Annotated in this window: 19 protein-coding genes; 6 read left to right on the forward strand and 13 right to left on the reverse strand. The window is 63.2% G+C overall.

The genetic code is table 11. The annotated features are described in order from the left end of the window. The first annotated feature begins 14 nt into the window (after nt 1–14). Nucleotides 15–1,043, forward strand: coding sequence for a transglutaminase-like cysteine peptidase (locus tag RX330_RS28860; RefSeq protein ID WP_317240731.1), 1,029 nt, complete (start codon nt 15–17; stop codon nt 1,041–1,043). A gap of 61 nt (nt 1,044–1,104) precedes the next feature. Here the strand turns inward: RX330_RS28860 and RX330_RS28865 are convergent, their stop codons facing one another. Beyond that, nucleotides 1,105–9,939: a DUF5801 repeats-in-toxin domain-containing protein gene (locus tag RX330_RS28865; protein ID WP_317240732.1), complete on the reverse strand. Its 8,835-nt coding sequence runs from the start codon at nt 9,937–9,939 to the stop codon at nt 1,105–1,107. On the opposite strand from RX330_RS28865, the gene RX330_RS28870 reads away from it, so the two are divergent. Further along, nucleotides 9,938–10,177 (forward strand): hypothetical protein, encoded by a 240-nt coding sequence (locus tag RX330_RS28870; RefSeq protein WP_317240733.1) that lies wholly within the window; start codon nt 9,938–9,940, stop codon nt 10,175–10,177. The genes RX330_RS28865 and RX330_RS28870 overlap by 2 nt on opposite strands. Continuing rightward, entirely contained in the window at nt 10,174–10,602 is a 429-nt protein-coding gene (locus RX330_RS28875) for a hypothetical protein (RefSeq protein ID WP_212092651.1), read from the forward strand. The genes RX330_RS28870 and RX330_RS28875 overlap by 4 nt, the downstream gene beginning before the upstream one ends. 65 nt (nt 10,603–10,667) lie before the next feature. Here RX330_RS28875 and RX330_RS28880 read toward each other — a convergent pair whose 3' ends face one another. From RX330_RS28880 to RX330_RS28895, 4 genes are all read right to left on the reverse strand, one after another. Then, the gene (locus tag RX330_RS28880; RefSeq protein WP_317240734.1) at nt 10,668–11,042 is read right to left on the reverse strand and encodes a hypothetical protein; all 375 of its coding nucleotides are present in this window, start codon (nt 11,040–11,042) and stop codon (nt 10,668–10,670) included. 123 nt (nt 11,043–11,165) lie between these two features. Further along, on the reverse strand, nt 11,166–11,666 hold the full coding sequence (locus RX330_RS28885) for a hypothetical protein (protein WP_317240735.1): 501 nt from the start codon (nt 11,664–11,666) through the stop codon (nt 11,166–11,168). A gap of 527 nt (nt 11,667–12,193) precedes the next feature. Then, nucleotides 12,194–12,673: a hypothetical protein gene (locus RX330_RS28890; RefSeq protein ID WP_317240736.1), complete on the reverse strand. Its 480-nt coding sequence runs from the start codon at nt 12,671–12,673 to the stop codon at nt 12,194–12,196. 89 nt (nt 12,674–12,762) lie between these two features. Next, a complete protein-coding gene (locus tag RX330_RS28895; protein WP_317240738.1) occupies nt 12,763–13,629 on the reverse strand; it encodes an HlyD family type I secretion periplasmic adaptor subunit in 867 nt (288 codons plus the stop codon). A gap of 285 nt (nt 13,630–13,914) precedes the next feature. On the opposite strand from RX330_RS28895, the gene RX330_RS28900 reads away from it, so the two are divergent. Beyond that, nucleotides 13,915–14,292: a hypothetical protein gene (locus RX330_RS28900; protein ID WP_317240740.1), complete on the forward strand. Its 378-nt coding sequence runs from the start codon at nt 13,915–13,917 to the stop codon at nt 14,290–14,292. A gap of 46 nt (nt 14,293–14,338) precedes the next feature. Here the strand turns inward: RX330_RS28900 and RX330_RS28905 are convergent, their stop codons facing one another. The 4 genes from RX330_RS28905 to RX330_RS28920 all read right to left on the reverse strand — a co-directional run bounded on the left by RX330_RS28905 (nt 14,339) and on the right by RX330_RS28920 (nt 18,356). Beyond that, nucleotides 14,339–14,593, reverse strand: a complete 255-nt coding sequence (locus tag RX330_RS28905; protein WP_317240741.1) for a hypothetical protein — start codon at nt 14,591–14,593, stop codon at nt 14,339–14,341. A gap of 391 nt (nt 14,594–14,984) precedes the next feature. After that, a complete protein-coding gene (locus RX330_RS28910) occupies nt 14,985–15,605 on the reverse strand; it encodes a hypothetical protein (RefSeq protein ID WP_249154018.1) in 621 nt (206 codons plus the stop codon). 1,171 nt (nt 15,606–16,776) lie between these two features. Further along, entirely contained in the window at nt 16,777–17,049 is a 273-nt protein-coding gene (locus RX330_RS28915; RefSeq protein ID WP_212092659.1) for a hypothetical protein, read from the reverse strand. A gap of 101 nt (nt 17,050–17,150) precedes the next feature. Continuing rightward, nucleotides 17,151–18,356 (reverse strand): polysaccharide biosynthesis/export family protein, encoded by a 1,206-nt coding sequence (locus RX330_RS28920; protein ID WP_317240742.1) that lies wholly within the window; start codon nt 18,354–18,356, stop codon nt 17,151–17,153. A gap of 678 nt (nt 18,357–19,034) precedes the next feature. On the opposite strand from RX330_RS28920, the gene RX330_RS28925 reads away from it, so the two are divergent. Next, nucleotides 19,035–19,310 carry a hypothetical protein gene (locus RX330_RS28925; RefSeq protein WP_317240743.1) on the forward strand — a complete coding sequence of 92 codons (276 nt, stop codon included), beginning with the start codon at nt 19,035–19,037 and terminating at the stop codon, nt 19,308–19,310. A 225-nt stretch (nt 19,311–19,535) separates the two neighbouring features. Here the strand turns inward: RX330_RS28925 and RX330_RS28930 are convergent, their stop codons facing one another. Both RX330_RS28930 and RX330_RS28935 read right to left on the reverse strand, forming a co-directional pair. Beyond that, a complete protein-coding gene (locus RX330_RS28930; RefSeq protein ID WP_317240744.1) occupies nt 19,536–19,958 on the reverse strand; it encodes a hypothetical protein in 423 nt (140 codons plus the stop codon). 147 nt (nt 19,959–20,105) lie between these two features. Then, complete coding sequence (locus RX330_RS28935; RefSeq protein WP_212092662.1) at nt 20,106–20,345, reverse strand: hypothetical protein; 240 nt, start codon at nt 20,343–20,345, stop codon at nt 20,106–20,108. Between the two features lie 474 nt (nt 20,346–20,819). Here RX330_RS28935 and RX330_RS28940 point away from each other — a divergent pair, with 474 nt between their 5' ends. Further along, the gene (locus tag RX330_RS28940; protein WP_317243988.1) at nt 20,820–22,040 is read left to right on the forward strand and encodes a hypothetical protein; all 1,221 of its coding nucleotides are present in this window, start codon (nt 20,820–20,822) and stop codon (nt 22,038–22,040) included. 123 nt (nt 22,041–22,163) lie between these two features. Here the strand turns inward: RX330_RS28940 and RX330_RS28945 are convergent, their stop codons facing one another. Together RX330_RS28945 and RX330_RS28950 are read right to left on the reverse strand one after the other, a co-directional pair. Next, complete coding sequence (locus RX330_RS28945; RefSeq protein WP_317240745.1) at nt 22,164–22,442, reverse strand: hypothetical protein; 279 nt, start codon at nt 22,440–22,442, stop codon at nt 22,164–22,166. Between the two features lie 128 nt (nt 22,443–22,570). Beyond that, nucleotides 22,571–22,987 (reverse strand): hypothetical protein, encoded by a 417-nt coding sequence (locus RX330_RS28950; protein ID WP_212092663.1) that lies wholly within the window; start codon nt 22,985–22,987, stop codon nt 22,571–22,573. Between the last annotated feature and the right edge of the window lie 33 nt (nt 22,988–23,020).

Below are 23,020 nucleotides of genomic sequence, written 5' to 3' on the forward strand. Positions count from 1 at the left end.
TATGGGGACGGTCGATGAAGTCGCGTTTTGGACGGCAGCGCACGCTCGCGTTTGCGGCAGTCGTGCTGATTTCCCTCGATGGCATCGCGGACCAGACCGCGTTTGCTGCAGAGGTCGGGAATCGGCAGGAATCCGCTGCCGAGGTCACTCTGCCCACCCCGGAGGCCATGCAGGCTCCGGCGACATTCTTCACCATCAACGCGGTCCTTGCGAAGCTCGATCGCGAGCGCGGCCGGGGACCGAAAGCACTTCGCCTGGCGACCTTGACGCCGCACGAGACGACGCTCACCGACGCAGCGACAGACGGCGGCCCTTCCTCCGACGGCCCGTCCGTTGGCAACGAGCCGTTTGGGCTTTCCGCATTCCGCGCACCGGAGAGCCTGCTGTGGCGCAAATGGCGCGGCGTGGAAACGGACCTTGCCCAGGAGAAGATCGTGGTCGAGCGCTGCCGCTCCGACGCTGTCTCCTGCCCGGCTCATGCCGCCCAGTTTCTTCGGCTCATCGCCGCGACCAAAGCGAAATCCGGACGTGCGCAGCTCGAAGAGGTCAATCTCGGCGTCAACACCGCGATCCGCTATGTGAGCGATGTCATTCAATTCAGGGAGCTCGACCGCTGGAGCACGCCGCTGGCCACCTTTGCAAGCGCGAAGGGCGATTGCGAGGATTATGCGATCGCCAAATATGTCGCACTGCGCGAAGCCGGCTTCCGGGAAGCCGACATGCGTGTGCTCCTCGTCCGTGACCGCGCGGTCCGGCAGGACCATGCGGTCCTCGCAGCGCGTCTCGACGGCCGCTGGCTGATCCTCGACAATCGATGGTCAAGCCTCCGGGAAGACAATGGCGAGTTGAACTTCACGCCGCTGTTCGCCATCAATCACGACGGGGTGCAGCTGTTCGCGAAGCCTTATGCGAAGGCGCAGCCAAACGGCGCAGAAATGTCGGCCACGCCGGCCGCGACAGCGACGGGATCCCAATGGCTGGGCGCCGAGCCGGCGAATGCGGGTGGCGCGGGCGCGCTCGGGACCCTGCCATTGTTGCTTTGAGATGAAACAAAACCGCCGGCGAGAATATCGCCGGCGGTTCATCGTTCACGCAAACTGCGCGCTAGGCTATGTGGATCGCGGTCGGCGCGGGTACACCGGTGCTCATCTGCGCAAGATCAACAGCGGCCGCCGCCGTTCCATTGGCGGAATACCAGAGCTCGTTGTGTTGAGTATTGAACAGGAACTGGTTCGTGCTCCCATTCCATGACGTCGCCTGATTGGCGTCCGTCACCTGCGTGAACGTAGCAAGTTGCGCATTGCTGATGCTCAGGTTCAGATTGGCAACGTCAACGACGATGCTGTCACCGGCGTTGAAGTCGGTGATGATATCGTGGCCGTTAGCAGCGGCGGTGCTCTTCAGAATGAAGAGGTCGTTCCCTCCACTGCCAGTCAGAGTATCGTTTCCAGGACCGCCAATCAGAACATTATTGCCAGCCGTGCCGAATAGGTTGTCGGCGCCCGACGTCCCGGCGATAGCCTCAGTCGTCAGGAGATTCCCTGTATCTCCATCGAGATGAATGTTGAATGTTTGTACCTTGGTGTCGCCGTCGCCATCGGTAATCGTCAGCTGGATATTATTGAAATCGAGATCTGGCGGCGGAGTCGTGGATTGCGTCCCGACCTCAACCCCATTCAGGCGGAAACCGCCGCCATTGGTGGAACTAGAGAGAACGCTGACACCGTAAATGGCATCGCCAAGGTGATAATCACCCGTCCCGGTACTGACAGACCAGTCGAGCTGGCTGATTTGAATCAGTTGGCCGGCTGTCGTATCGATTGTGACTTGATCGTAGGTCGTCAGGTTGGCATCGAGGTAGACTTTGATGGTGATCGAAGCCTGCGTCATACCGCTTGTATAGCCGTCAGCTTTGAACCTGAAGTCGTCGATGCTGTGCGGCGTCGCATTGTTGCTGTCATCGACAAACTTGAAAAGTATGGATTCGTCTTGGTCGATGGTTTGACCCTGATTTCCTTTCACCGCCCAGCCTTGATTACTCGGATTGACCAGATCATTGCCCGAATCATTCAAAGGCGCATCGCCGTCGTCGCCGTACACAAGGATGTTGAAATTGGTGGCGGCCCCCAAATCCACGATCAGCGAATTTGACGGACCTCCGGCCTGTGCTTGGCTGGTGGCAACTGAGGTAAAGGTCGTCGTACCTGCCCGGTGTAATACCTCCAGGGAATCGGTGCCGTCGGCATTCAGCGTCAGTTCGGCAACGACATTCGTTCCGTCATACAAGTTGAGCACGATTTGTGAAGCGGAATAGGAAGAAACCTGAACGTTTGCTCCCGTTGCCGTAACATTGCTGTACCCGTCGGCACCGTACAACCAGTCTGCGAACTGGCCGGTGTAGGTGGTTGTCGTTGTCGGATTGAAGGTCGAAAGGCTGACGATGCCGTCGTTGCCGTCATTGACAATAGTGAATGCCGGACCGTCGTCGTGGAACACGATCTGGCTGCCGACGTTCACCGCGCTCGACGGGGCGGTGTCGTTGTCGCCGTCCGTCACCGTCACGATCACCGACAGCGCGCCGTTGGTCAGGCTCGTCGTCTCGTCATAGCTCGCTCCCCCGGTCGGGTTGCGCAGCGACAGGTACTGCTCGACCGTGACCGCGCCCGTCGTGCCGTCCATCGAGATCGCGAACGCAACCGTGGTCGGCTGGCCAGCCACCACGCCAAGCACCAGCGTCGAGGAGATCTGCACCAGGTTGACCTGCGTGCCGTCCGTCAGCGTCACGCCCGATGCGCCGGCCACCGCCGAGAACGCATAGCCGATGCCGCCGCCGGCCGCCGCGCCGTCCGCCCCGAACGCCGGGGTGACCGTCACCAGCGCGCCACCGCTCGACGCCTGCGAGATGTAGCCCGTGCCGCCGACATTGAGGTCGTCGCCCGCCGTATAGCCGACCGGCAGCGCGATCGTCGCCGGCGTGCTCACCGGCGGCGAGCCCGCATTGGTGTTGCCTTCGTCCAGCACCACCTGCGCCTGCGCGTTCACAACCGCCGTCACCGCCGGACCGTCGTCGTGGAACACGATCTGGCTGCCGACGTTCACCGCGCTCGACGGGGCGGTGTCGTTGTCGCCGTCCGTCACCGTCACGATCACCGACAGCGCGCCGTTGGTCAGGCTCGTCGTCTCGTCATAGCTCGCTCCCCCGGTCGGGTTGCGCAGCGACAGGTACTGCTCGACCGTGACCGCGCCCGTCGTGCCGTCCATCGAGATCGCGAACGCAACCGTGGTCGGCTGGCCAGCCACCACGCCAAGCACCAGCGTCGAGGAGATCTGCACCAGGTTGACCTGCGTGCCGTCCGTCAGCGTCACGCCCGATGCGCCGGCCACCGCCGAGAACGCATAGCCGATGCCGCCGCCGGCCGCCGCGCCGTCCGCCCCGAACGCCGGGGTGACCGTCACCAGCGCGCCACCGCTCGACGCCTGCGAGATGTAGCCCGTGCCGCCGACATTGAGGTCGTCGCCCGCCGTATAGCCGACCGGCAGCGCGATCGTCGCCGGCGTGCTCACCGGCGGCGAGCCCGCATTGGTGTTGCCTTCGTCCAGCACCACCTGCGCCTGCGCGTTCACAACCGCCGTCACCGCCGGACCGTCGTCGTGGAACACGATCTGGCTGCCGACGTTCACCGCGCTCGACGAGGCGGTGTCGTTGTCGCCGTCCGTCACCGTCACGATCACCGACAGCGCGCCGTTGGTCAGGCTCGTCGTCTCGTCATAGCTCGCTCCCCCGGTCGGGTTGCGCAGCGACAGGTACTGCTCGACCGTGACCGCGCCCGTCGTGCCGTCCATCGAGATCGCGAACGCAACCGTGGTCGGCTGGCCAGCCACCACGCCAAGCACCAGCGTCGAGGAGATCTGCACCAGGTTGACCTGCGTGCCGTCCGTCAGCGTCACGCCCGATGCGCCGGCCACCGCCGAGAACGCATAGCCGATGCCGCCGCCGGCCGCCGCGCCGTCCGCCCCGAACGCCGGGGTGACCGTCACCAGCGCGCCACCGCTCGATGCCTGCGAGATGTAGCCCGTGCCGCCGACATTGAGGTCGTCGCCCGCCGTATAGCCGACCGGCAGCGCGATCGTCGCCGGCGTGCTCACCGGCGGCGAGCCCGCATTGGTGTTGCCTTCGTCCAGCACCACCTGCGCCTGCGCGTTCACAACCGCCGTCACCGCCGGACCGTCGTCGTGGAACACGATCTGGCTGCCGACGTTCACCGCGCTCGACGGGGCGGTGTCGTTGTCGCCGTCCGTCACCGTCACGATCACCGACAGCGCGCCGTTGGTCAGGCTCGTCGTCTCGTCATAGCTCGCTCCCCCGGTCGGGTTGCGCAGCGACAGGTACTGCTCGACCGTGACCGCGCCCGTCGTGCCGTCCATCGAGATCGCGAACGCAACCGTGGTCGGCTGGCCAGCCACCACGCCAAGCACCAGCGTCGAGGAGATCTGCACCAGGTTGACCTGCGTGCCGTCCGTCAGCGTCACGCCCGATGCGCCGGCCACCGCCGAGAACGCATAGCCGATGCCGCCGCCGGCCGCCGCGCCGTCCGCCCCGAACGCCGGGGTGACCGTCACCAGCGCGCCACCGCTCGATGCCTGCGAGATGTAGCCCGTGCCGCCGACATTGAGGTCGTCGCCCGCCGTATAGCCGACCGGCAGCGCGATCGTCGCCGGCGTGCTCACCGGCGGCGAGCCCGCATTGGTGTTGCCTTCGTCCAGCACCACCTGCGCCTGCGCGTTCACAACCGCCGTCACCGCCGGACCGTCGTCGTGGAACACGATCTGGCTGCCGACGTTCACCGCGCTCGACGGGGCGGTGTCGTTGTCGCCGTCCGTCACCGTCACGATCACCGACAGCGCGCCGTTGGTCAGGCTCGTCGTCTCGTCATAGCTCGCTCCCCCGGTCGGGTTGCGCAGCGACAGGTACTGCTCGACCGTGACCGCGCCCGTCGTGCCGTCCATCGAGATCGCGAACGCAACCGTGGTCGGCTGGCCAGCCACCACGCCAAGCACCAGCGTCGAGGAGATCTGCACCAGGTTGACCTGCGTGCCGTCCGTCAGCGTCACGCCCGATGCGCCGGCCACCGCCGAGAACGCATAGCCGATGCCGCCGCCGGCCGCCGCGCCGTCCGCCCCGAACGCCGGGGTGACCGTCACCAGCGCGCCACCGCTCGATGCCTGCGAGATGTAGCCCGTGCCGCCGACATTGAGGTCGTCGCCCGCCGTATAGCCGACCGGCAGCGCGATCGTCGCCGGCGTGCTCACCGGCGGCGAGCCCGCATTGGTGTTGCCTTCGTCCAGCACCACCTGCGCCTGCGCGTTCACAACCGCCGTCACCGCCGGACCGTCGTCGTGGAACACGATCTGGCTGCCGACGTTCACCGCGCTCGACGAGGCGGTGTCGTTGTCGCCGTCCGTCACCGTCACGATCACCGACAGCGCGCCGTTGGTCAGGCTCGTCGTCTCGTCATAGCTCGCTCCCCCGGTCGGGTTGCGCAGCGACAGGTACTGCTCGACCGTGACCGCGCCCGTCGTGCCGTCCATCGAGATCGCGAACGCAACCGTGGTCGGCTGGCCAGCCACCACGCCAAGCACCAGCGTCGAGGAGATCTGCACCAGGTTGACCTGCGTGCCGTCCGTCAGCGTCACGCCCGATGCGCCGGCCACCGCCGAGAACGCATAGCCGATGCCGCCGCCGGCCGCCGCGCCGTCCGCCCCGAACGCCGGGGTGACCGTCACCAGCGCGCCACCGCTCGACGCCTGCGAGATGTAGCCCGTGCCGCCGACATTGAGGTCGTCGCCCGCCGTATAGCCGACCGGCAGCGCGATCGTCGCCGGCGTGCTCACCGGCGGCGAGCCCGCATTGGTGTTGCCTTCGTCCAGCACCACCTGCGCCTGCGCGTTCACAACCGCCGTCACCGCCGGACCGTCGTCGTGGAACACGATCTGGCTGCCGACGTTCACCGCGCTCGACGAGGCGGTGTCGTTGTCGCCGTCCGTCACCGTCACGATCACCGACAGCGCGCCGTTGGTCAGGCTCGTCGTCTCGTCATAGCTCGCTCCCCCGGTCGGGTTGCGCAGCGACAGGTACTGCTCGACCGTGACCGCGCCCGTCGTGCCGTCCATCGAGATCGCGAACGCAACCGTGGTCGGCTGGCCAGCCACCACGCCAAGCACCAGCGTCGAGGAGATCTGCACCAGGTTGACCTGCGTGCCGTCCGTCAGCGTCACGCCCGATGCGCCGGCCACCGCCGAGAACGCATAGCCGATGCCGCCGCCGGCCGCCGCGCCGTCCGCCCCGAACGCCGGGGTGACCGTCACCAGCGCGCCACCGCTCGATGCCTGCGAGATGTAGCCCGTGCCGCCGACATTGAGGTCGTCGCCCGCCGTATAGCCGACCGGCAGCGCGATCGTCGCCGGCGTGCTCACCGGCGGCGAGCCCGCATTGGTGTTGCCTTCGTCCAGCACCACTTGCGCCTGCGCGTTCACAACCGCCGTCACCGCCGGACCGTCGTCGTGGAACACGATCTGGCTGCCGACGTTCACCGCGCTCGACGGGGCGGTGTCGTTGTCGCCGTCCGTCACCGTCACGATCACCGACAGCGCGCCGTTGGTCAGGCTCGTCGTCTCGTCATAGCTCGCTCCCCCGGTCGGGTTGCGCAGCGACAGGTACTGCTCGACCGTGACCGCGCCCGTCGTGCCGTCCATCGAGATCGCGAACGCAACCGTGGTCGGCTGGCCAGCCACCACGCCAAGCACCAGCGTCGAGGAGATCTGCACCAGGTTGACCTGCGTGCCGTCCGTCAGCGTCACGCCCGATGCGCCGGCCACCGCCGAGAACGCATAGCCGATGCCGCCGCCGGCCGCCGCGCCGTCCGCCCCGAACGCCGGGGTGACCGTCACCAGCGCGCCACCGCTCGACGCCTGCGAGATGTAGCCCGTGCCGCCGACATTGAGGTCGTCGCCCGCCGTATAGCCGACCGGCAGCGCGATCGTCGCCGGCGTGCTCACCGGCGGCGAGCCCGCATTGGTGTTGCCTTCGTCCAGCACCACCTGCGCCTGCGCGTTCACAACCGCCGTCACCGCCGGACCGTCGTCGTGGAACACGATCTGGCTGCCGACGTTCACCGCGCTCGACGGGGCGGTGTCGTTGTCGCCGTCCGTCACCGTCACGATCACCGACAGCGCGCCGTTGGTCAGGCTCGTCGTCTCGTCATAGCTCGCTCCCCCGGTCGGGTTGCGCAGCGACAGGTACTGCTCGACCGTGACCGCGCCCGTCGTGCCGTCCATCGAGATCGCGAACGCAACCGTGGTCGGCTGGCCAGCCACCACGCCAAGCACCAGCGTCGAGGAGATCTGCACCAGGTTGACCTGCGTGCCGTCCGTCAGCGTCACGCCCGATGCGCCGGCCACCGCCGAGAACGCATAGCCGATGCCGCCGCCGGCCGCCGCGCCGTCCGCCCCGAACGCCGGGGTGACCGTCACCAGCGCGCCACCGCTCGACGCCTGCGAGATGTAGCCCGTGCCGCCGACATTGAGGTCGTCGCCCGCCGTATAGCCGACCGGCAGCGCGATCGTCGCCGGCGTGCTCACCGGCGGCGAGCCCGCATTGGTGTTGCCTTCGTCCAGCACCACCTGCGCCTGCGCGTTCACAACCGCCGTCACCGCCGGACCGTCGTCGTGGAACACGATCTGGCTGCCGACGTTCACCGCGCTCGACGAGGCGGTGTCGTTGTCGCCGTCCGTCACCGTCACGATCACCGACAGCGCGCCGTTGGTCAGGCTCGTCGTCTCGTCATAGCTCGCTCCCCCGGTCGGGTTGCGCAGCGACAGGTACTGCTCGACCGTGACCGCGCCCGTCGTGCCGTCCATCGAGATCGCGAACGCAACCGTGGTCGGCTGGCCAGCCACCACGCCAAGCACCAGCGTCGAGGAGATCTGCACCAGGTTGACCTGCGTGCCGTCCGTCAGCGTCACGCCCGATGCGCCGGCCACCGCCGAGAACGCATAGCCGATGCCGCCGCCGGCCGCCGCGCCGTCCGCCCCGAACGCCGGGGTGACCGTCACCAGCGCGCCACCGCTCGATGCCTGCGAGATGTAGCCCGTGCCGCCGACATTGAGGTCGTCGCCCGCCGTATAGCCGACCGGCAGCGCGATCGTCGCCGGCGTGCTCACCGGCGGCGAGCCCGCATTGGTGTTGCCTTCGTCCAGCACCACTTGCGCCTGCGCGTTCACAACCGCCGTCACCGCCGGACCGTCGTCGTGGAACACGATCTGGCTGCCGACGTTCACCGCGCTCGACGGGGCGGTGTCGTTGTCGCCGTCCGTCACCGTCACGATCACCGACAGCGCGCCGTTGGTCAGGCTCGTCGTCTCGTCATAGCTCGCTCCCCCGGTCGGGTTGCGCAGCGACAGGTACTGCTCGACCGTGACCGCGCCCGTCGTGCCGTCCATCGAGATCGCGAACGCAACCGTGGTCGGCTGGCCAGCCACCACGCCAAGCACCAGCGTCGAGGAGATCTGCACCAGGTTGACCTGCGTGCCGTCCGTCAGCGTCACGCCCGATGCGCCGGCCACCGCCGAGAACGCATAGCCGATGCCGCCGCCGGCCGCCGCGCCGTCCGCCCCGAACGCCGGGGTGACCGTCACCAGCGCGCCACCGCTCGACGCCTGCGAGATGTAGCCCGTGCCGCCGACATTGAGGTCGTCGCCCGCCGTATAGCCGACCGGCAGCGCGATCGTCGCCGGCGTGCTCACCGGCGGCGAGCCCGCATTGGTGTTGCCTTCGTCCAGCACCACTTGCGCCTGCGCGTTCACAACCGCCGTCACCGCCGGCCCATCGTCCAGGAAAGTCAGATGCGAACCAACATCGGTTTGCGCGCTGGACGTTTGATTGCTGTTGTCGGTGACGATCGCAGTGATCGTGACCAGTCCGGCCGGCAATGAAATCCCTTCGTTGAGATCACCCGGGATCAATTCGTGCACGGCACGCAATTCGGTCAGAGTGACGTTGCCCGCTGCATCCACAGAGACAGTGAACACCAGGTCGCCGCCACCAGCGGTCCGTCCTTCCACGACACCGCCAGCACTGACCGACAGCAAAACGTGCTGTCCCGTCGCCGAGTCGATCAGACCGGAGTCTACGCCCGGCGAGCTCACCGACAGCGCGAAGGTCAACGACTGAACGCCACCCGGCACGTTCAGCGTCACGGGCAACAATCCGCTCACCGTAGTGCTTGCCAGGCCAGCCAGAGTACCATCGACGCCGTTGGTCGCGGCGGTCAAGAAGCTCTCGTCGACAATCAAGCCCGGCAGCGTGCCGAGCGCAATCGTGGGTGCTGGAGGCACTGGCGTCTGCGGGATGAAACCGGTCGGCAGCTGGATCTGGAATCCGGGCAGCTCTTCCTGGGGCGCCAGGTTGTTGCTGGGGATGGGAGGAAGGGGATCGATCGAGAACGGGCTGAAATTCGCACCGCTGCCCTGCGCGTTATTCTGGCCGAGCGAATCGCCCGCGGCCGGCAAAACGGCCGAAGCAGCCGTCGGATCGCTGATGATCGGGAAGGCGCTGGCGAATTCGGCGACGGTGAGCACGCGGCCGGGCCCAACCTCGATCGTCAGATTGCCGAGCTGATCGTGCCGCGAATCGAAGAACGGCTCGACGGTGACCGTGGACCGGTTGTCGAAAAGAATGATCAGCTTTTCACCAACGTGGATGAGCGTGATCTTCTCGTTGGCGATGGCGGAGAAATCGACCTGGACTTTTTGATCGTATCCAAGGTTCAACACGACCGCCTGGTCTGCGAACGGTTTGGTGAGCTTGAAGATGCGGGGTGGCGAAGCGTTGTTGGAATTTCCAGGGCCAGTGACCTGCGCAACCCGAAATTGCTCGTTCATGGAAATCTCTCCGCCACAGAACGTGAAAGTAAAAAAAGCTGGCAAATTTGCCGAAAAGTCTAACTTTAGGGTATTGTTAACCCTGGAGAGGGTCAAGAAAACTCTTTGGTTAATCAATACTTTCGATCAAGATGTGGTAAAGAGAACAACATGGCGCCGCCGCGTTGCAAAAATGCTCAGATTTCCCAATTTGGCACGTCGTCCCAATCCGGCAGGCGGCGGGTGGAGCACAGGATGAGACGGCTATTGGTGGTCGCCCTGCTGGCGGGGCCTCTCGGCACGCAGGCAGCTGCGGCTCAAGATCGCGAAATGCCGGTCCAGACCGTCGAACGGACATTCAAGGCGCTGCCGAACAAGGACACGCAAATCGGACTGTACGTCAACGTCAAACCCGATTGCACCTCCGGCCCCCTGCCGACGATCCGCCTGGCCACTCCTCCGGCGTCCGGGAAGGTCGTTGTCAAGACGGGCAAAGTCAAAGCGACGAACTACAAGGCCTGCCTCGCGCTCGAAGTGCCCGCCTACATCGCATTCTATAAGTCGCCGCCGGATTTCGTAGGCAGCGATGCGCTGACCATCGAAATCAAATACTCCGAAGGCCGGACCGAAATTCAGAAGATTACAGTGAATGTTGCCGGGACGGGCACTCAGCAGAAGATCTGAGGTGCCGCTCTTCAAAAGGGCTGACGGTCCGAGCTTCGCGTCTTCGGCAGGCCCGGGACCAGTGCTCAGTTCACCCGCGTCACTTCACACTCGCTTCGCGAGTTCATCCCGACCATGCCGATATTGACGTTCCTGAACTGCTGGCTCATCTGCGCGGAGATCGCCCCGTTGGCCCACACCAAAACCGTGGTCCGGCGCTCCGGGTCATTATCCGTCCAGCACGCCAGCTCGACCGATTCGATCTTGCTATCGCTACCGTTGAACAGGACGAAACTGGCTATTCCGTAACCGTCGGAACGCCTGATCGTCTGCAATGTCTCGACTTTGATCTGGTCCGCCGGGCTGGATTGTTGACCGGGCAATTGCGGTCCTTGCGCCGCGGCTATGTCAGCCAGCGCATACAGACCCGCCGAACATGCAATCCCGATCAGCAACCGCAAAGCCACCTCGCGCACAGACGCGTCATATTTCCGCGTCTTGCGGGGAGGCGCAAGCCCCTGTCCGGCAGGCGCTGAGCAACCAGGCTTCGAAGCAGGCCGATTCTACACTGCCAGATGCGGTATTTAGTGCGAGAGCGTCTTGGCTGTCGGTCGCTGTTCTTCGCCCCCATCACAATCGCCGATCCGGTGCGCCACGACCAACTCGACCCTCGGCATCTGACCTTCGTTCACCTCGTTCTTCTCGGTATAGGCCTCCTCGCTATGCACCGTGATCACGGTACTGACGGGGCCCATGTAATCGCAGCGATTTGCAAAGGTGTACTGGTTGTCCCGCCGTTCGGGTCTGGCGGACACGCATCTGCCAACGGAAGGAGAAGAGAATGTCGCCTTCATCGACAATGTGGGATCAACGCAAGCGGTCATTTCTCGCTCGAGGAGCCTCTGCTTGGTCTTGCGATGAGCAACCATGTCCAACGTTCGCACGAAGTGCCAAAGGCCCTTCCGAAAGGTCGGCCCTTCGAATCCATCCGCCTTGGCTTGAGCGCTGAACGGAAGGATGAGGAGCACCAAAAGAAATCCGCGAATCAAACAGATCGTCAGGGGTGAGCACCGGCCAGTCATCATTCTCAAAACCCGCTTGTCTGCCCCTTGCGGCGCGATGGCTGTCTATGGTCGAATCGATACTCGAGTTTCAGGACTGGTTGCTAAGCAAGCGTTAACCGCCCGCTTTCCTCCTGAAAACAAGCGTGAACCGCACACCCGCACTTGCCCGTGGTCGAATCACCCTGAGCCACCCGCAACGCCCGAGCGGCAAGTTGTCACGGTGACCTGAGACCGGTCAACCGCATGCCGGTACGGAAGACTACTGGGAGGGGCTGTTGGCCGGTAAAGCGGGAGCCGCATCGATGGAATTCCGGCAACCGAGGCATTTTTGTAACACTCCCGTTCAGACCATGCCGGAGCGAAAGATCCCGTCGCGGCAAGGAAGCCCGCCTCCAGCAGATCAAGGGTCGAAGCGAGGTCGCGACATCCAGAGCGCGCCCAGCTGTTTCCGAGCACGATCATGGCGACAACAACTCCCGATTGCTCGGCGGCACAATCTGACTCTTGGGCCAAAGAGCCCTGTCATGGCCGCATCCCTTTCGCGCATCTTAGAAGCAGTTCGCGGTATTGCCGCCAAGTCCGCCGCAGGCGTCGGGGTTGGACGCCCTCCATTCGATGACGGCCCGGGGACTCTTCGGCCTCGCCTCGGGCGCGGCGCTGAGCCGCGCCTCCTCCTCGGCAATCAGCGCCTTGTGCAACTTCGAAAGCTGAGCATTCCGTTCGAGCAACGACATTGTACCGGTCCGCACTTGTTCGGCGAGGGATTTGCGAAGCCCGTTTTCTCGGTCAAGCAGTTCGGGATAGGGCAGGCCAGGCCGCACCGCGCTCTCGGTGGCCTTGACGATGCACTCGGCCCGCGGCACCGCCTCTACGATCTGGTCGGGGAAGCCATTGCGGCAATGCGCCAGCGCTTCTGACAGGCTGATCGGCGCGACCACATCGGCAGTCTCTTCAAGGATGATCTGCCGAGCGGCGCCGCACCCGGCGAGAAGCGCGAGACTCGCGAGCAAGACGACGGGACGGGCCATTCCCCTCGCTACCCGGCCTGATACTCGAAGCTCACTGTCTTTGCTCGGCCGGCGGTTGGAATGGCCTGGCAGCATCAGCCCGCGAACAACTACTTTTGACGGAACGACTGGTTGAACGACATGATCAGCGGACCGACGATATACTCGAACGCCGTGCGTTGCACCGTCGGGATCATCACGGTGGCCGGCATACCCGGATAGAGCTTGACGTTGGGCATCGCCGCAAGCTCGGCCTCGTCGATGCGAACGAACGCCGTGTAATAGGGATTGTTGGTCTTCGGGTCAGTCAGCCGGTCGGCCGAGATCTGGGTGACCTCGCCGTGAATGATCGGGATGATGCGCTGCTTGTAGGCCGTCAGGTGAACCTCGGCCGCCATGTTCGGGCGGACGTCACTGATGTCCTCGACTGCGATTTGCGCCTCGATGGTCAACCCGTCCCGCACCGGCACCACGTCGAGGATCTTCTCGCCGCGCTGAATGACGCCGCCCACAGAGAACACGGCGAGCCCGACCACGCGGCCGGCATAGGGCGAGCGGATCTCCATCCGGCCGAGCACGGCCTTGGCGTTCATGGCCTTGGGGATCACCTCGAGCAGCTTGGCCTGGGTGTCCCGCAGGTCCTTGGTGATGTCGGCCATCCGGTCGTTGTCGAGCTGCGCGATCTGCTGCTGCTGCTCGGCGATCGCCTGACGCGCCTTGGCGATATTGGCGTTGGCGTCGGCGATCTGACCGTCGAGACCGTAGGCGGTGCGCTCGAGCTGCAGGATGCGGGGCCGCGCAATCAGCCCCTTCTCGACCAGCGGCCTGATGTTCTCCGCCTCGGCTTGAACCGAGGAAATCTGATCGGTGTACGCCTTGACCTGGGCTTCGGCGCCGACGATCTGCGATCCCAGCTGGTTGATCTTCTCGCGGATGACGCTGCGCTGCCCCTCGAGCGCGGATAAAACGGCCTGCATTCTCCCGGAGAATGGCAGGAAATTTGGATTTCTCGAATAGCTGCGAGCTTGGGCTCAAGCCGCCGTAGGTCGAGAGGCTTTGCCAAATTTTCCAAGGCCGGCGCCCTGCCGAGCAGGGACCCGGATCGGATGCGGCGCGTGTCCCTGACGAGAGGGCAACCGATGCAGGATTGCAACGGACGAGATATCTCGTGCGAAGCAGTCGGCCAATCCCACTTGCGGGTTTGACGTTGCCGCCGCTTTTTGCTCTTTTGCAGGACATTATTTACCCATTTTGGAGCGGCGATGCGCAATCTATCAAGCAAGCTTATTGCGACGGTGGCTTTTGGCCTGCTTCTGGCCGCAGCATCTCGCCCGGCCGCCGCCGCCGACATGGCCCTGCGGGCGTCGCCAGCCGCGGTCGGCGGCTGCTCGGAGCTCGTCTTTACCTGTGAGAACGGCAGGCAATATCCGCTGTGCCCGATCGCGGTATCTATCGCCGGTGAGGTGGTGACGGCGTCGCTGCGGACCGGCCACTCCGGCGGCTTGCACGTCCGCATGATCCCGATGGGCGTCGGCTATCGTTATGCGGGTCGCGGCGTGTGGGTCGACGGCTTCCGGGGAAATGCCCTGCTGAATTTCGGCAAACACAGCCAGATCGCCTGCACGATCGAGAACTATTGATTGGCAGGTCGGAGCGGCGCCTTCGCAAGACGCCGCTCATTGCGTGTTAGCCCTTGGCGCGGACGACTACCGCCCTGGCACGGGGGTACATATAGGCCTTGGGGTGTACATACACGAGGCAATAGTTCTGGAATTGCTGGAGCTGCCAATTCCATTTCCAGCACCCTGACTGGATTTCCGGATCGTAGCCCCAATCGAGCCGGTATGGCTCATCCCCAAGTGGATAGACGCCGCAATGGGCGGCGCCGGAAACAAACATCAGCGAAACGGTCAGAGCGGTGGCAGCCAGCAATTTTGGCATGTTGCCCTCAAGTTGTTGTGCCTTAACGTCCAAACTCTGCCAAAGCGGGAGTTTGCAATCAAGCGTCTAGACGCGGTCTTTTTGAGGAGGTCTCCACTTGGTCTGAACTAGGGAAGCTGAGCTTGAGGTGCGAATCCTGAGACGGACTGCCAAGTTGAGTATCTAAGCATCGCTCTCCACTGCAGCTGGTCGCTTTCGCTTCCGTTGCTTCACATATTCTCTAGGCAAGCGAACTCAGCTCTGAACGTCATGCCGTTCAACGACACGCTTCGCGCCATCAGGGCTGCCGACCTTCTGTGAATTGGCACGGCCATTCGGGCTCTCGGCCTCAGCAACGGATGGTCTTCAAGCCCGAAGACGGGCGCGTCGCCCCGGTCGAGAAGCCCTCTGGTCAGCGAGCGAATATCCGTGCGCCACGAGGCCATTTCCGCTGGTCTCCGATCGGACTGGCTCCGATTTCCCAACCCGCACCCGCCCATATCGCGTCAACAACCCCAAGATCACCCCTACCATCTCGGACAAAAAAAACGTTCGGGCGAGAGTCAATCTGCAAGGCCCCGCTTTCTCCATTCCCCTGCAGCGACAACAGGCACCAGACATCCCCGAGCTTGGTCTCATTGCGCGCGTTCAGTTCTCCTATGATCTCTGTGTCACTTGCGGGGCTCCTCAATACGTAGGCTTGCAGGGATGCATCGTCCGTGCTCGCTTCCACCTTGACGGCAAACCGGCGCGCAAAAGTTGCGCCAAGCCACGAAATCTTCACTCGCGCGCCCGGCGTGATGTTCTCTTTGAAATGTTTCCCGGCAACGAATGCTTCCGTCTGCGGTATCGTGGATGTCGTTGGGGGATCGAATGGTTGGCCAGTGTTTCCGGTCAGCGAGCATTCAACCCTCACGTCCGGAACGATTGAACTCGACCGTTGCTTACCAAGCTCCCTATCGTCCGCCATCACACCAAGGCTCGACGTCGCCATAATGGTGATGAAATACGGTGTGAACCTTAGGCGGCGCATAGTGAGCGTCCTTGAATCGACTTCAAGGAAGGTAAACCGATCGTTGGGACTGTAAATCGAAGATTAGGTTTCTGGTTAAGCTTAAAGTGAATAACAAAGACGAAGAATAGATTTAGTAAATTGGGAGAAATCTCCAGCGGCCATCGACTCCGCGAGCAAGGGTTGACTAGATAAAGCCTCCTGCTCGGTGTCGGTGTGTCGAAGTCTGCGTCGAATGACATGGCTGGATGCAGTAGCGGCGTAGCTGACCGCTGCTCGCTAACCGCGGCAAGTCCTGAACTCTGCTGAAAGTACCGACGATCACGCCTAAGACGCGCACAACCCGTGGCTGACTCTTACGTAGCCTCCAACCGTGCAATCGGTTGTTTTGTTCCTGGCGCAATCTGCAAATCTCTTCCTGGGGCAAGACCTGACTGTGAAGGCGCCCGACAGCATCTCGCTTGTGCGCGAAGAGGATCGCTCCAGCTCCACTGCACGCGCCAGGCTGGATTACTGGTGTAAGCCGGGATACGCCAGAACCAGATCGTCTCATAAACACTGTCGCCGAACCGCTCCGCATCTGCGTGTCGCGCCGGCCAAAATGCCGCGACTGCGAGAGCGACCGCGAAAACGGGCCCAATTGATACAGCTAACTTGCGCATTCATAAAATTCCAAAAAAAACGAACATGGTCGCTTCGACCAACATTCCCAAAATATCCTCGGTGTTCCTGTAGTTGAACACCCCTTTCCAGATTTGGAAATCCGGAGCTTTACGGCTTCTCGACCAGGCCCCCAGAATTATCTGGACCAGCATCCGGCAGCTAGCGGGACTAATGCAGCGCGACTAGTAGACGTAGGAAATCGGTCAAAGCAGTCGCCATGATGCTGCCAGTCCGAGCTAAGGCGACGGCTCGAGGCAGCATCGGCTAGTGCGCCTGCTCATAAAAGTCGGTGCGGTGAGAGCATTTGATCTCTGTCGCACCCGAAACTGAGGTGCGGAAGAGACTTCAATTGAGGTCCGTTGCGCTATACGCAGCCTCGGCAGGCGTCCGGTGATGTGTCGGCCACTTTATGGTGAAAGAGATGATCGCCTGCTTCAAAAAGCAAAGCTGACACTATGAACTAATAAAGCAGCCGTGTAGCTCGCACGACTGCTTCCTGAATTGAGTCCGATCTAATCAATGAGGCGGATCAGTAAGCCCTGCGAAGCACCGGTCCCGTCGGCGCGCAGACGCGATCGAAGTACCAGCCGTAGGGTGTCTCCACACGGACGATCGGGCAGCGGCGCCGCGGCACATAACGTTCGGGATAGGGCTGTGCCCAGAAGGTGACGGGCATCGTCTGGCCATTGCCTGCCAGCAGCGCCGTCGCGCCGGCTATCGGGATGCCGGCGTTTGCACCACTGACCGCCGCGAAGGAAGCGACCATCGCCAAAACGCTGAGCGGCGCAACCGTTTTGAACATTCGTAAAGCTCCCTTCACTCCAAGATGACTATTCGAATCCAACCGCGCAATACGCCAATAAAGCCCCGGTGCCATCGCGTTTGGTCGATCAAGTCGGCGCCTTACGGCGCCAGCTTGACGTTGTTGCGGAAGATCAGGGCGTCGTTGGAGAGGTTCACGGCATCGCTGCCGGTCGCCATGATCACCCGCATGTAGCTCAGGAACTTGGAGACTTCGACGTTGCGCGAGTTCGAGACATAGATGATGTCGCCGTTCTTCATCATGACCTTGGTGGCCAGGAAGAAGCCGCCCGGATCGCGGAAGTTGACGTTGAAGATGACCGGGATCGTCTCGGTCGTGTACTTGCTCACGTCGATGCCGAGTTGGGCAGCAACGTCGCGCGGCTCGCGGCGATAGAGATACACGGCAGCCGGATCGGCCTGACCATCGAGGAGACCACCGGACTTGCCGACGGCTTCGCCGAGGTTGATGCGCCAGGCATCGAAGTTGAACTCGCCGCTCTGTCCGCTGGCGCCGAACGCCATGAATTTCTGCTGCTCGCGATAGACGTAGATGCTGTCGTCGGGGCGAACATAGACGTTGTTCTCGGGCGCCATCACGAGATTTTCGAACGGCACGGTGGCCCGGCGTCCACCACGCTCCAGCATGACCCAGGTCTCGAAGCCCTGGCCCTTGATGCCGCCGGCGCGCGTGATCGCATCGAGCACGCGATCCTTCGCGCCCGCCGCGCTCGCCGGATAACGCGCCGGCGAATTGACTTCGCCGAGCACGCTGATCAGTTGGGTCCGCTGCGAGGACATCGAAACCACCGCCTGCGGTTCGATCGCGCGGTTACCGATCTTCTCGATGATCGAGCGCTGGATTTGGACTGCCGTCAGACCCGCCGCCTTGATCTGGCCGGCATAGGGAACGGTGATGAAGCCGTCATTGTCGACCGTCTGATCCGGGATCGTCACATAGTTGCCCGGGCGAACGCCGGCTTCCGCCGGGATGAACAGACCGCCTGCGGCGGCTTCGAAGATGGTAACGCTGACGACGTCACCGATCCCGAACACGATGCTGGCCGGCGGCCGCTTGTCCGTGAACGCACCGGCGAGCCCCTTGGGTTCGTGGGTGTGCAGAATCTTTACGGTAGCCGGATTGAGCGGCACCAGCTCGTAAGCCGGCGCGTTTTCAGTCTGAATCTTGTTGTTAACGTCATCGGTCAGCGGACCGGAGCCGGGATTGGTTGAGCACGCTCCAAGCGCCAAAGCGACGGCCAGAAACACGGGCCTTAATACATAGGTCTTGGCAACAACAGATGACATGAATCGCGTCCGAGGCTCCTCAGCTGACGTAAATTGGTACGGCGGCGCGGGCAGTGCGACAAGCGTTCCAGAGTGGTTGGGTGGCGATCCATCAGCCGCTGTTGCCCGTAGGCCACTGTTTGGCTGTCAATTCAGCCCTTTGTGACTATTTGTTGTGTTTCGTGTGTCCAGTCGGCGCGCAAATCGCCCAAGTCAGGGCTGCGATGCGGCTAGGCGCGGCTTCGTCGTCTTCTGCTAGGGCTGGTTTGTTAAGCGGTGTCCGGCCGTCTTCTGATGTTCGGCAGGTTCCCTCCTATCATGAAGACGGCCGACACTGGTCAGTCCGCCCCGGACTTCGCCGGCTTGATTGCCCGTTGCGCGTCGAAGGCAAAGATTGATGTGCTCTGGCCTTGATCCGGGGCCTCGCCCGCCGCAGAGCCATCCGAAGGTCCTGATGGCTGCGGTGCTATCGCGCGATGAGGTTTAGGCCCTTGCCGCCGGAAAATGGCAGACGACGCTTCGTTGTCTGTTGCCGACAAGAGAAGCACCGGCGAGACAAAGGAACGGTGCTCTTGAATGGGCCGCGAGAAGCCTTTCATTGCTGCTGACAATTTGCGGCCAATAAGCGCAATTTAGTCATACAACTTAAGGGTCTTTTCAGGGTGGGGAACCTAGGGTCCGGAGCACGGAGTGTTTCGGATGGTCTCGCTTTTGATTTTCAGCTTTTTGGCAGGGGCCGCGCTGGGCCAACGCTTTCGCGTCCTGGTGCTACTGCCACTGACCTTCGTCATGATGCTCGCCGCCATCCCGGTCGGCGTGATGGTCGATCTCACCGTCCTCGGTAGCCTGAAAGGCGCGGTATTCGCGGTCATCGCTCTCCAGGCCGGCTATCTCTTTGGCTCAGGCGCTCGCTTTGGCCTTGTTGCCGCCCGAGCCGCCCGCGTCTTCGGTCACCCGGTCAAGGCCACCCGCTGACGCTGATCGCGCCGGTCAACGGTGCAACGAGCCCACACGCAATCGGTCCAAGGTTTAAGTGTTGGAGAGGCAAGATCCGCTCCGCGCTGGCCAATCGCTCCCGTTACGAGCCGCTGCTGATCGCGGCCTACGTGCAGGCAACGCCGCAAGGCAAGTCGCTGCTGCTCGAGACCACGAAGGTGACCGCCCCCAAATTCAAACGAGAACTTGCGGCGGTACTGAATCTCAGCGCACCGATTTCGGATTGACCGGCACGAAGTCCTGATCGCGGCGCGGCTGGTCGGATCGCCCCTGGTAGACGAACATGCCCTTCTTGGTCGTGACGATATCGCCTCGTTGCAGGCTGTCGTCGCGGAGCAGACGTTCGGTCGCGACGAGGTCCGGATCCTCCGAAATCGGCTTGTAGAGCTCGGGATGCTCGCGCCGCTCGCGCGAGACTTCCTTGGCCCGACGCCGCGCGTCATCGATCCGCTTCCGCCATTCGTCGCGCGTGACCTCCTGCTCGCTCGGTGGAAGATAGTCGTTGAGCGAGGGCACCGGTTCGGTCTGGGCGCGACACGGGGACGGACTGGCGAGACCAAGACCGATCGCACCGGCGACGATGATGACCGTCCGGGACAGCGCCCCGAGCCGCTGGTCAACTGCCAAATGGTCACGTCGAACGGCTCGCACGCGGATCACTTCAGGGACACATCATAGGGACGATTAACCGGTAATTCTCATCTCCCGCACTCTATCTCCTTGCCAATTGCAAGGAAGCGAATTCGCGGGCGAGATTTCCTTAGTCGCCCTCGCCTAACGGCGGCTCGATCCGCTGCCCCGGGTTGTGTTGCCGTGATAGGGGCGGGCCCGTCCATAAGTCGTCACCGGGGGCTCGATCCGGCTCGGAATATTCCGCGTGGCGTTGGGGGGCGCGGGCTGCGACGGATTGACGATGATCACGTTGCGATTGGGCGTCGAGGGATCGTTAACGCCTTGGGCCCAGGTGCCGGCGGGCGCGACAAGGGCGAATGTGATCAAGACTAATCGTTTCATGTGCGACATCTCCCGAGCATGAACGTCAGGGAGGCGAACACTGTTCCATCACAGATGCTTGCGCTTCACCTGGGCACGGCGACCAGCTTGCCGTCCCTCCAGACGCCTTGGGCCGCCCGTCCGGTCGGCAAGCTCCCTGTCACATTCCGAACCGCGGTCGGCCGGGAGGCCGCCTGAGTGGTCTGTTTCTTCTTATCGGGTGTCGTGATGATGCTGGAGCTCGTGGTGTTGGCCTGATCCTTGGTTCCTTGCGCAGACGCCGGTTGAATCAGGAAGGCCAAAAACGTGATTGCCGTCAAAACGCCGCGCATGGTCAAACACCGGAATGAGGAGCTTGGCGAAATGTCACAGGTTTCCGTCCAAAAGCAACCCTCCGAGACGATCGCGCAGGATCATGGCAGGCCGGCGTAACCGACGGGTACGAGGTGAAAGACCTAGCGAAATAGGCTCATTCGGGCTACTTGATCGGCCTTGATGACCGACTCCGGTGACACTGCGGCCAACGCTCCCACGACGCAAGAGATCAAAGCCGGGTTTATCCGTCTCCTGTCGAGCCGAATCCGCGCCGTATCCGACGATCCCCGACAGATGCGGGAGATCGTCTATGAGCTGGCGCGCGTCAAGCTTCTGGAACAATTCACGCACGCCGACGCGCGGGAATCTCGCGAGCTTCTGCAAGTCCTCGAACTTGCCATCAAGGAGGTCGAGCGTTCCTCCGAGCGCAGCGCCGCGGTGGAAGCGCAAAAACCTGTTGCGGCAGCCGCCGCCCCGGTGCCCCCAATCCTCCACACTCCCACTCCGCCACCCGTTCCGATGTCCTCACCGGTTTCGGTTTCGCCGCTAACTCCGAAGGACACGGGAGCACCACACCGTCCAGCCGCACCGCCAGCATCGCCCGACCGCCCCAAACGGAGCGGCGCCTTAAAATCTCTGGCTCGATTGACGGCCATCCTGCTGCTCATCGGTGCGGCCGCAACCATGGCCGTCAATTGGCCCCGGCTGAAGACACAGCTTTCCGCATTGTCGCAGATGATCCGGCCGCCGGAGCGAGCGCCGAACAGCCCGGACTCTCAGCCGACCGCCAGCGCACCTCCCGCGGTCGGCGAAACCGCTGAACCGGCGCCGGATAGCCAGAAGGAGCCGGCGCAGCCTGCACACCCCTCGATGCCCCTGCCGACGACGTTTGGCGTCTATGCCCTGAGTGAGGGCCAGCTCCATGAGCTCAAGCCGGTGCCGGGCAAGATTCCGGACCGCCGCGTCGCGATCTCGGCGCCCATCACCACGCCGAGCGCGACCACATTGTCGGACGGCGATGTCAGATTCATCGTGTTCAGGCCCGACGGGGGTGTCGATGCAAGCGGCACCGAAGTCCGGGTGATCGCCAAAGTCTCCCGCGCGATGGGCGTCGATGCTACCGGGAAAGCGGCCATCGTCAGCGCCGGTGATTCCTGGGTCATCCGCAGCATGTCCTACCCCTACAAGGTAGGCCCGATCGACGATCAGTCGAGGATGCTACTGCTTCAACCAGAGCAGGACGGCTTCACGCTCGCTCCCGGTCGCTACATCGTGGTGGTCAAGGGCATGGGCTACGACTTCAGGGTGGCCGGAACGATCACCGATCCCAATCAATGCGTCGAACGCGTCAACGCGGCGAACGGCGCGTTCTACTCGCCCTGTCCGCCGCCCCGACGCTAAAGCATGATCGGGAAAAGTGCGCAGCGGTTTTCCGGAAAGATCATACTCAACAACAACCTAAAGCGTGATGACGATCCTCATCGAATCGCGCTTTAGCGCAGCCTCCGTCTTGGGCCCTCTGCCTCATTTGGCTGGTTTATTGTCTTTGGGCGCGTCCGCCGGCATGTCGTCGACCTTGCCGTTGTTGGCGACGCATTTCTTGAAGTATTCGCGCTGGTCCTTGCCCGTTCCCTTTGCGCTTCCCGCCGCGGGGTTGCCGACTTGCCTGGGCGGAAAAGCCTTGGCCACCGCCGCATCGCATGCGCGCGCCACTTCGGCCGTGATGGCCGACGCCGTCGCCGGCGCGGCCAGCGTCAGAGCACCCGCCAATCCAACCAACGTCCGCAAATTCTTGACCGGCACCTCGTTGCTCCTTCAATCCGGAAATGATTGACGGGACCATAGCAAAAAGGATCGAGGCTCCAAACGGCAAAGCAACGCCGAAATTGCCACGCGAGCGCCGCTACGTGCGGCGCATCGCGAGCACTGCACTAGCTGTTGAGTTGCGGCGGCTTGAAATCGGGAAAACGCGTGAGCATTGCGGTCCTGACGAACTTCAAGTGAGCAATGCTGCTTGCCAATTCCTTGAGCCGGCGCTGGCCATTCGAGATGTCGGCCGCAAAAAGATCCTGATGATGATTGTCGAGCGGCTCCCGCTCGAGATATTCGTCGGTGCCGTTTCCGAAGGTGACGGATGCACGCGCGAGGGCATCGTCGACACGCCGATTGAGGCCGGCCTGCTCCCGCTCCGCCTCCTGCAATGCTGTTTCGATGGCTGTCAGGACCGCACCGATCCGCGCGCGATCGGTCTCCGCATCACGCTCGGCGGAGCGCGCCTTGAAGGTCTTGTCCTCGCGGCGGGAGCCGAGCAGGTTATGCGCGCGTGCTCGCAGGAACAGCTGAAACATGTGGGCCATCCCCATTTCGAGATCTAAGCCGCT

This window comes from Bradyrhizobium sp. NDS-1, assembly GCF_032918005.1.
Classification (GTDB): domain Bacteria; phylum Pseudomonadota; class Alphaproteobacteria; order Rhizobiales; family Xanthobacteraceae; genus Bradyrhizobium; species Bradyrhizobium tunisiense.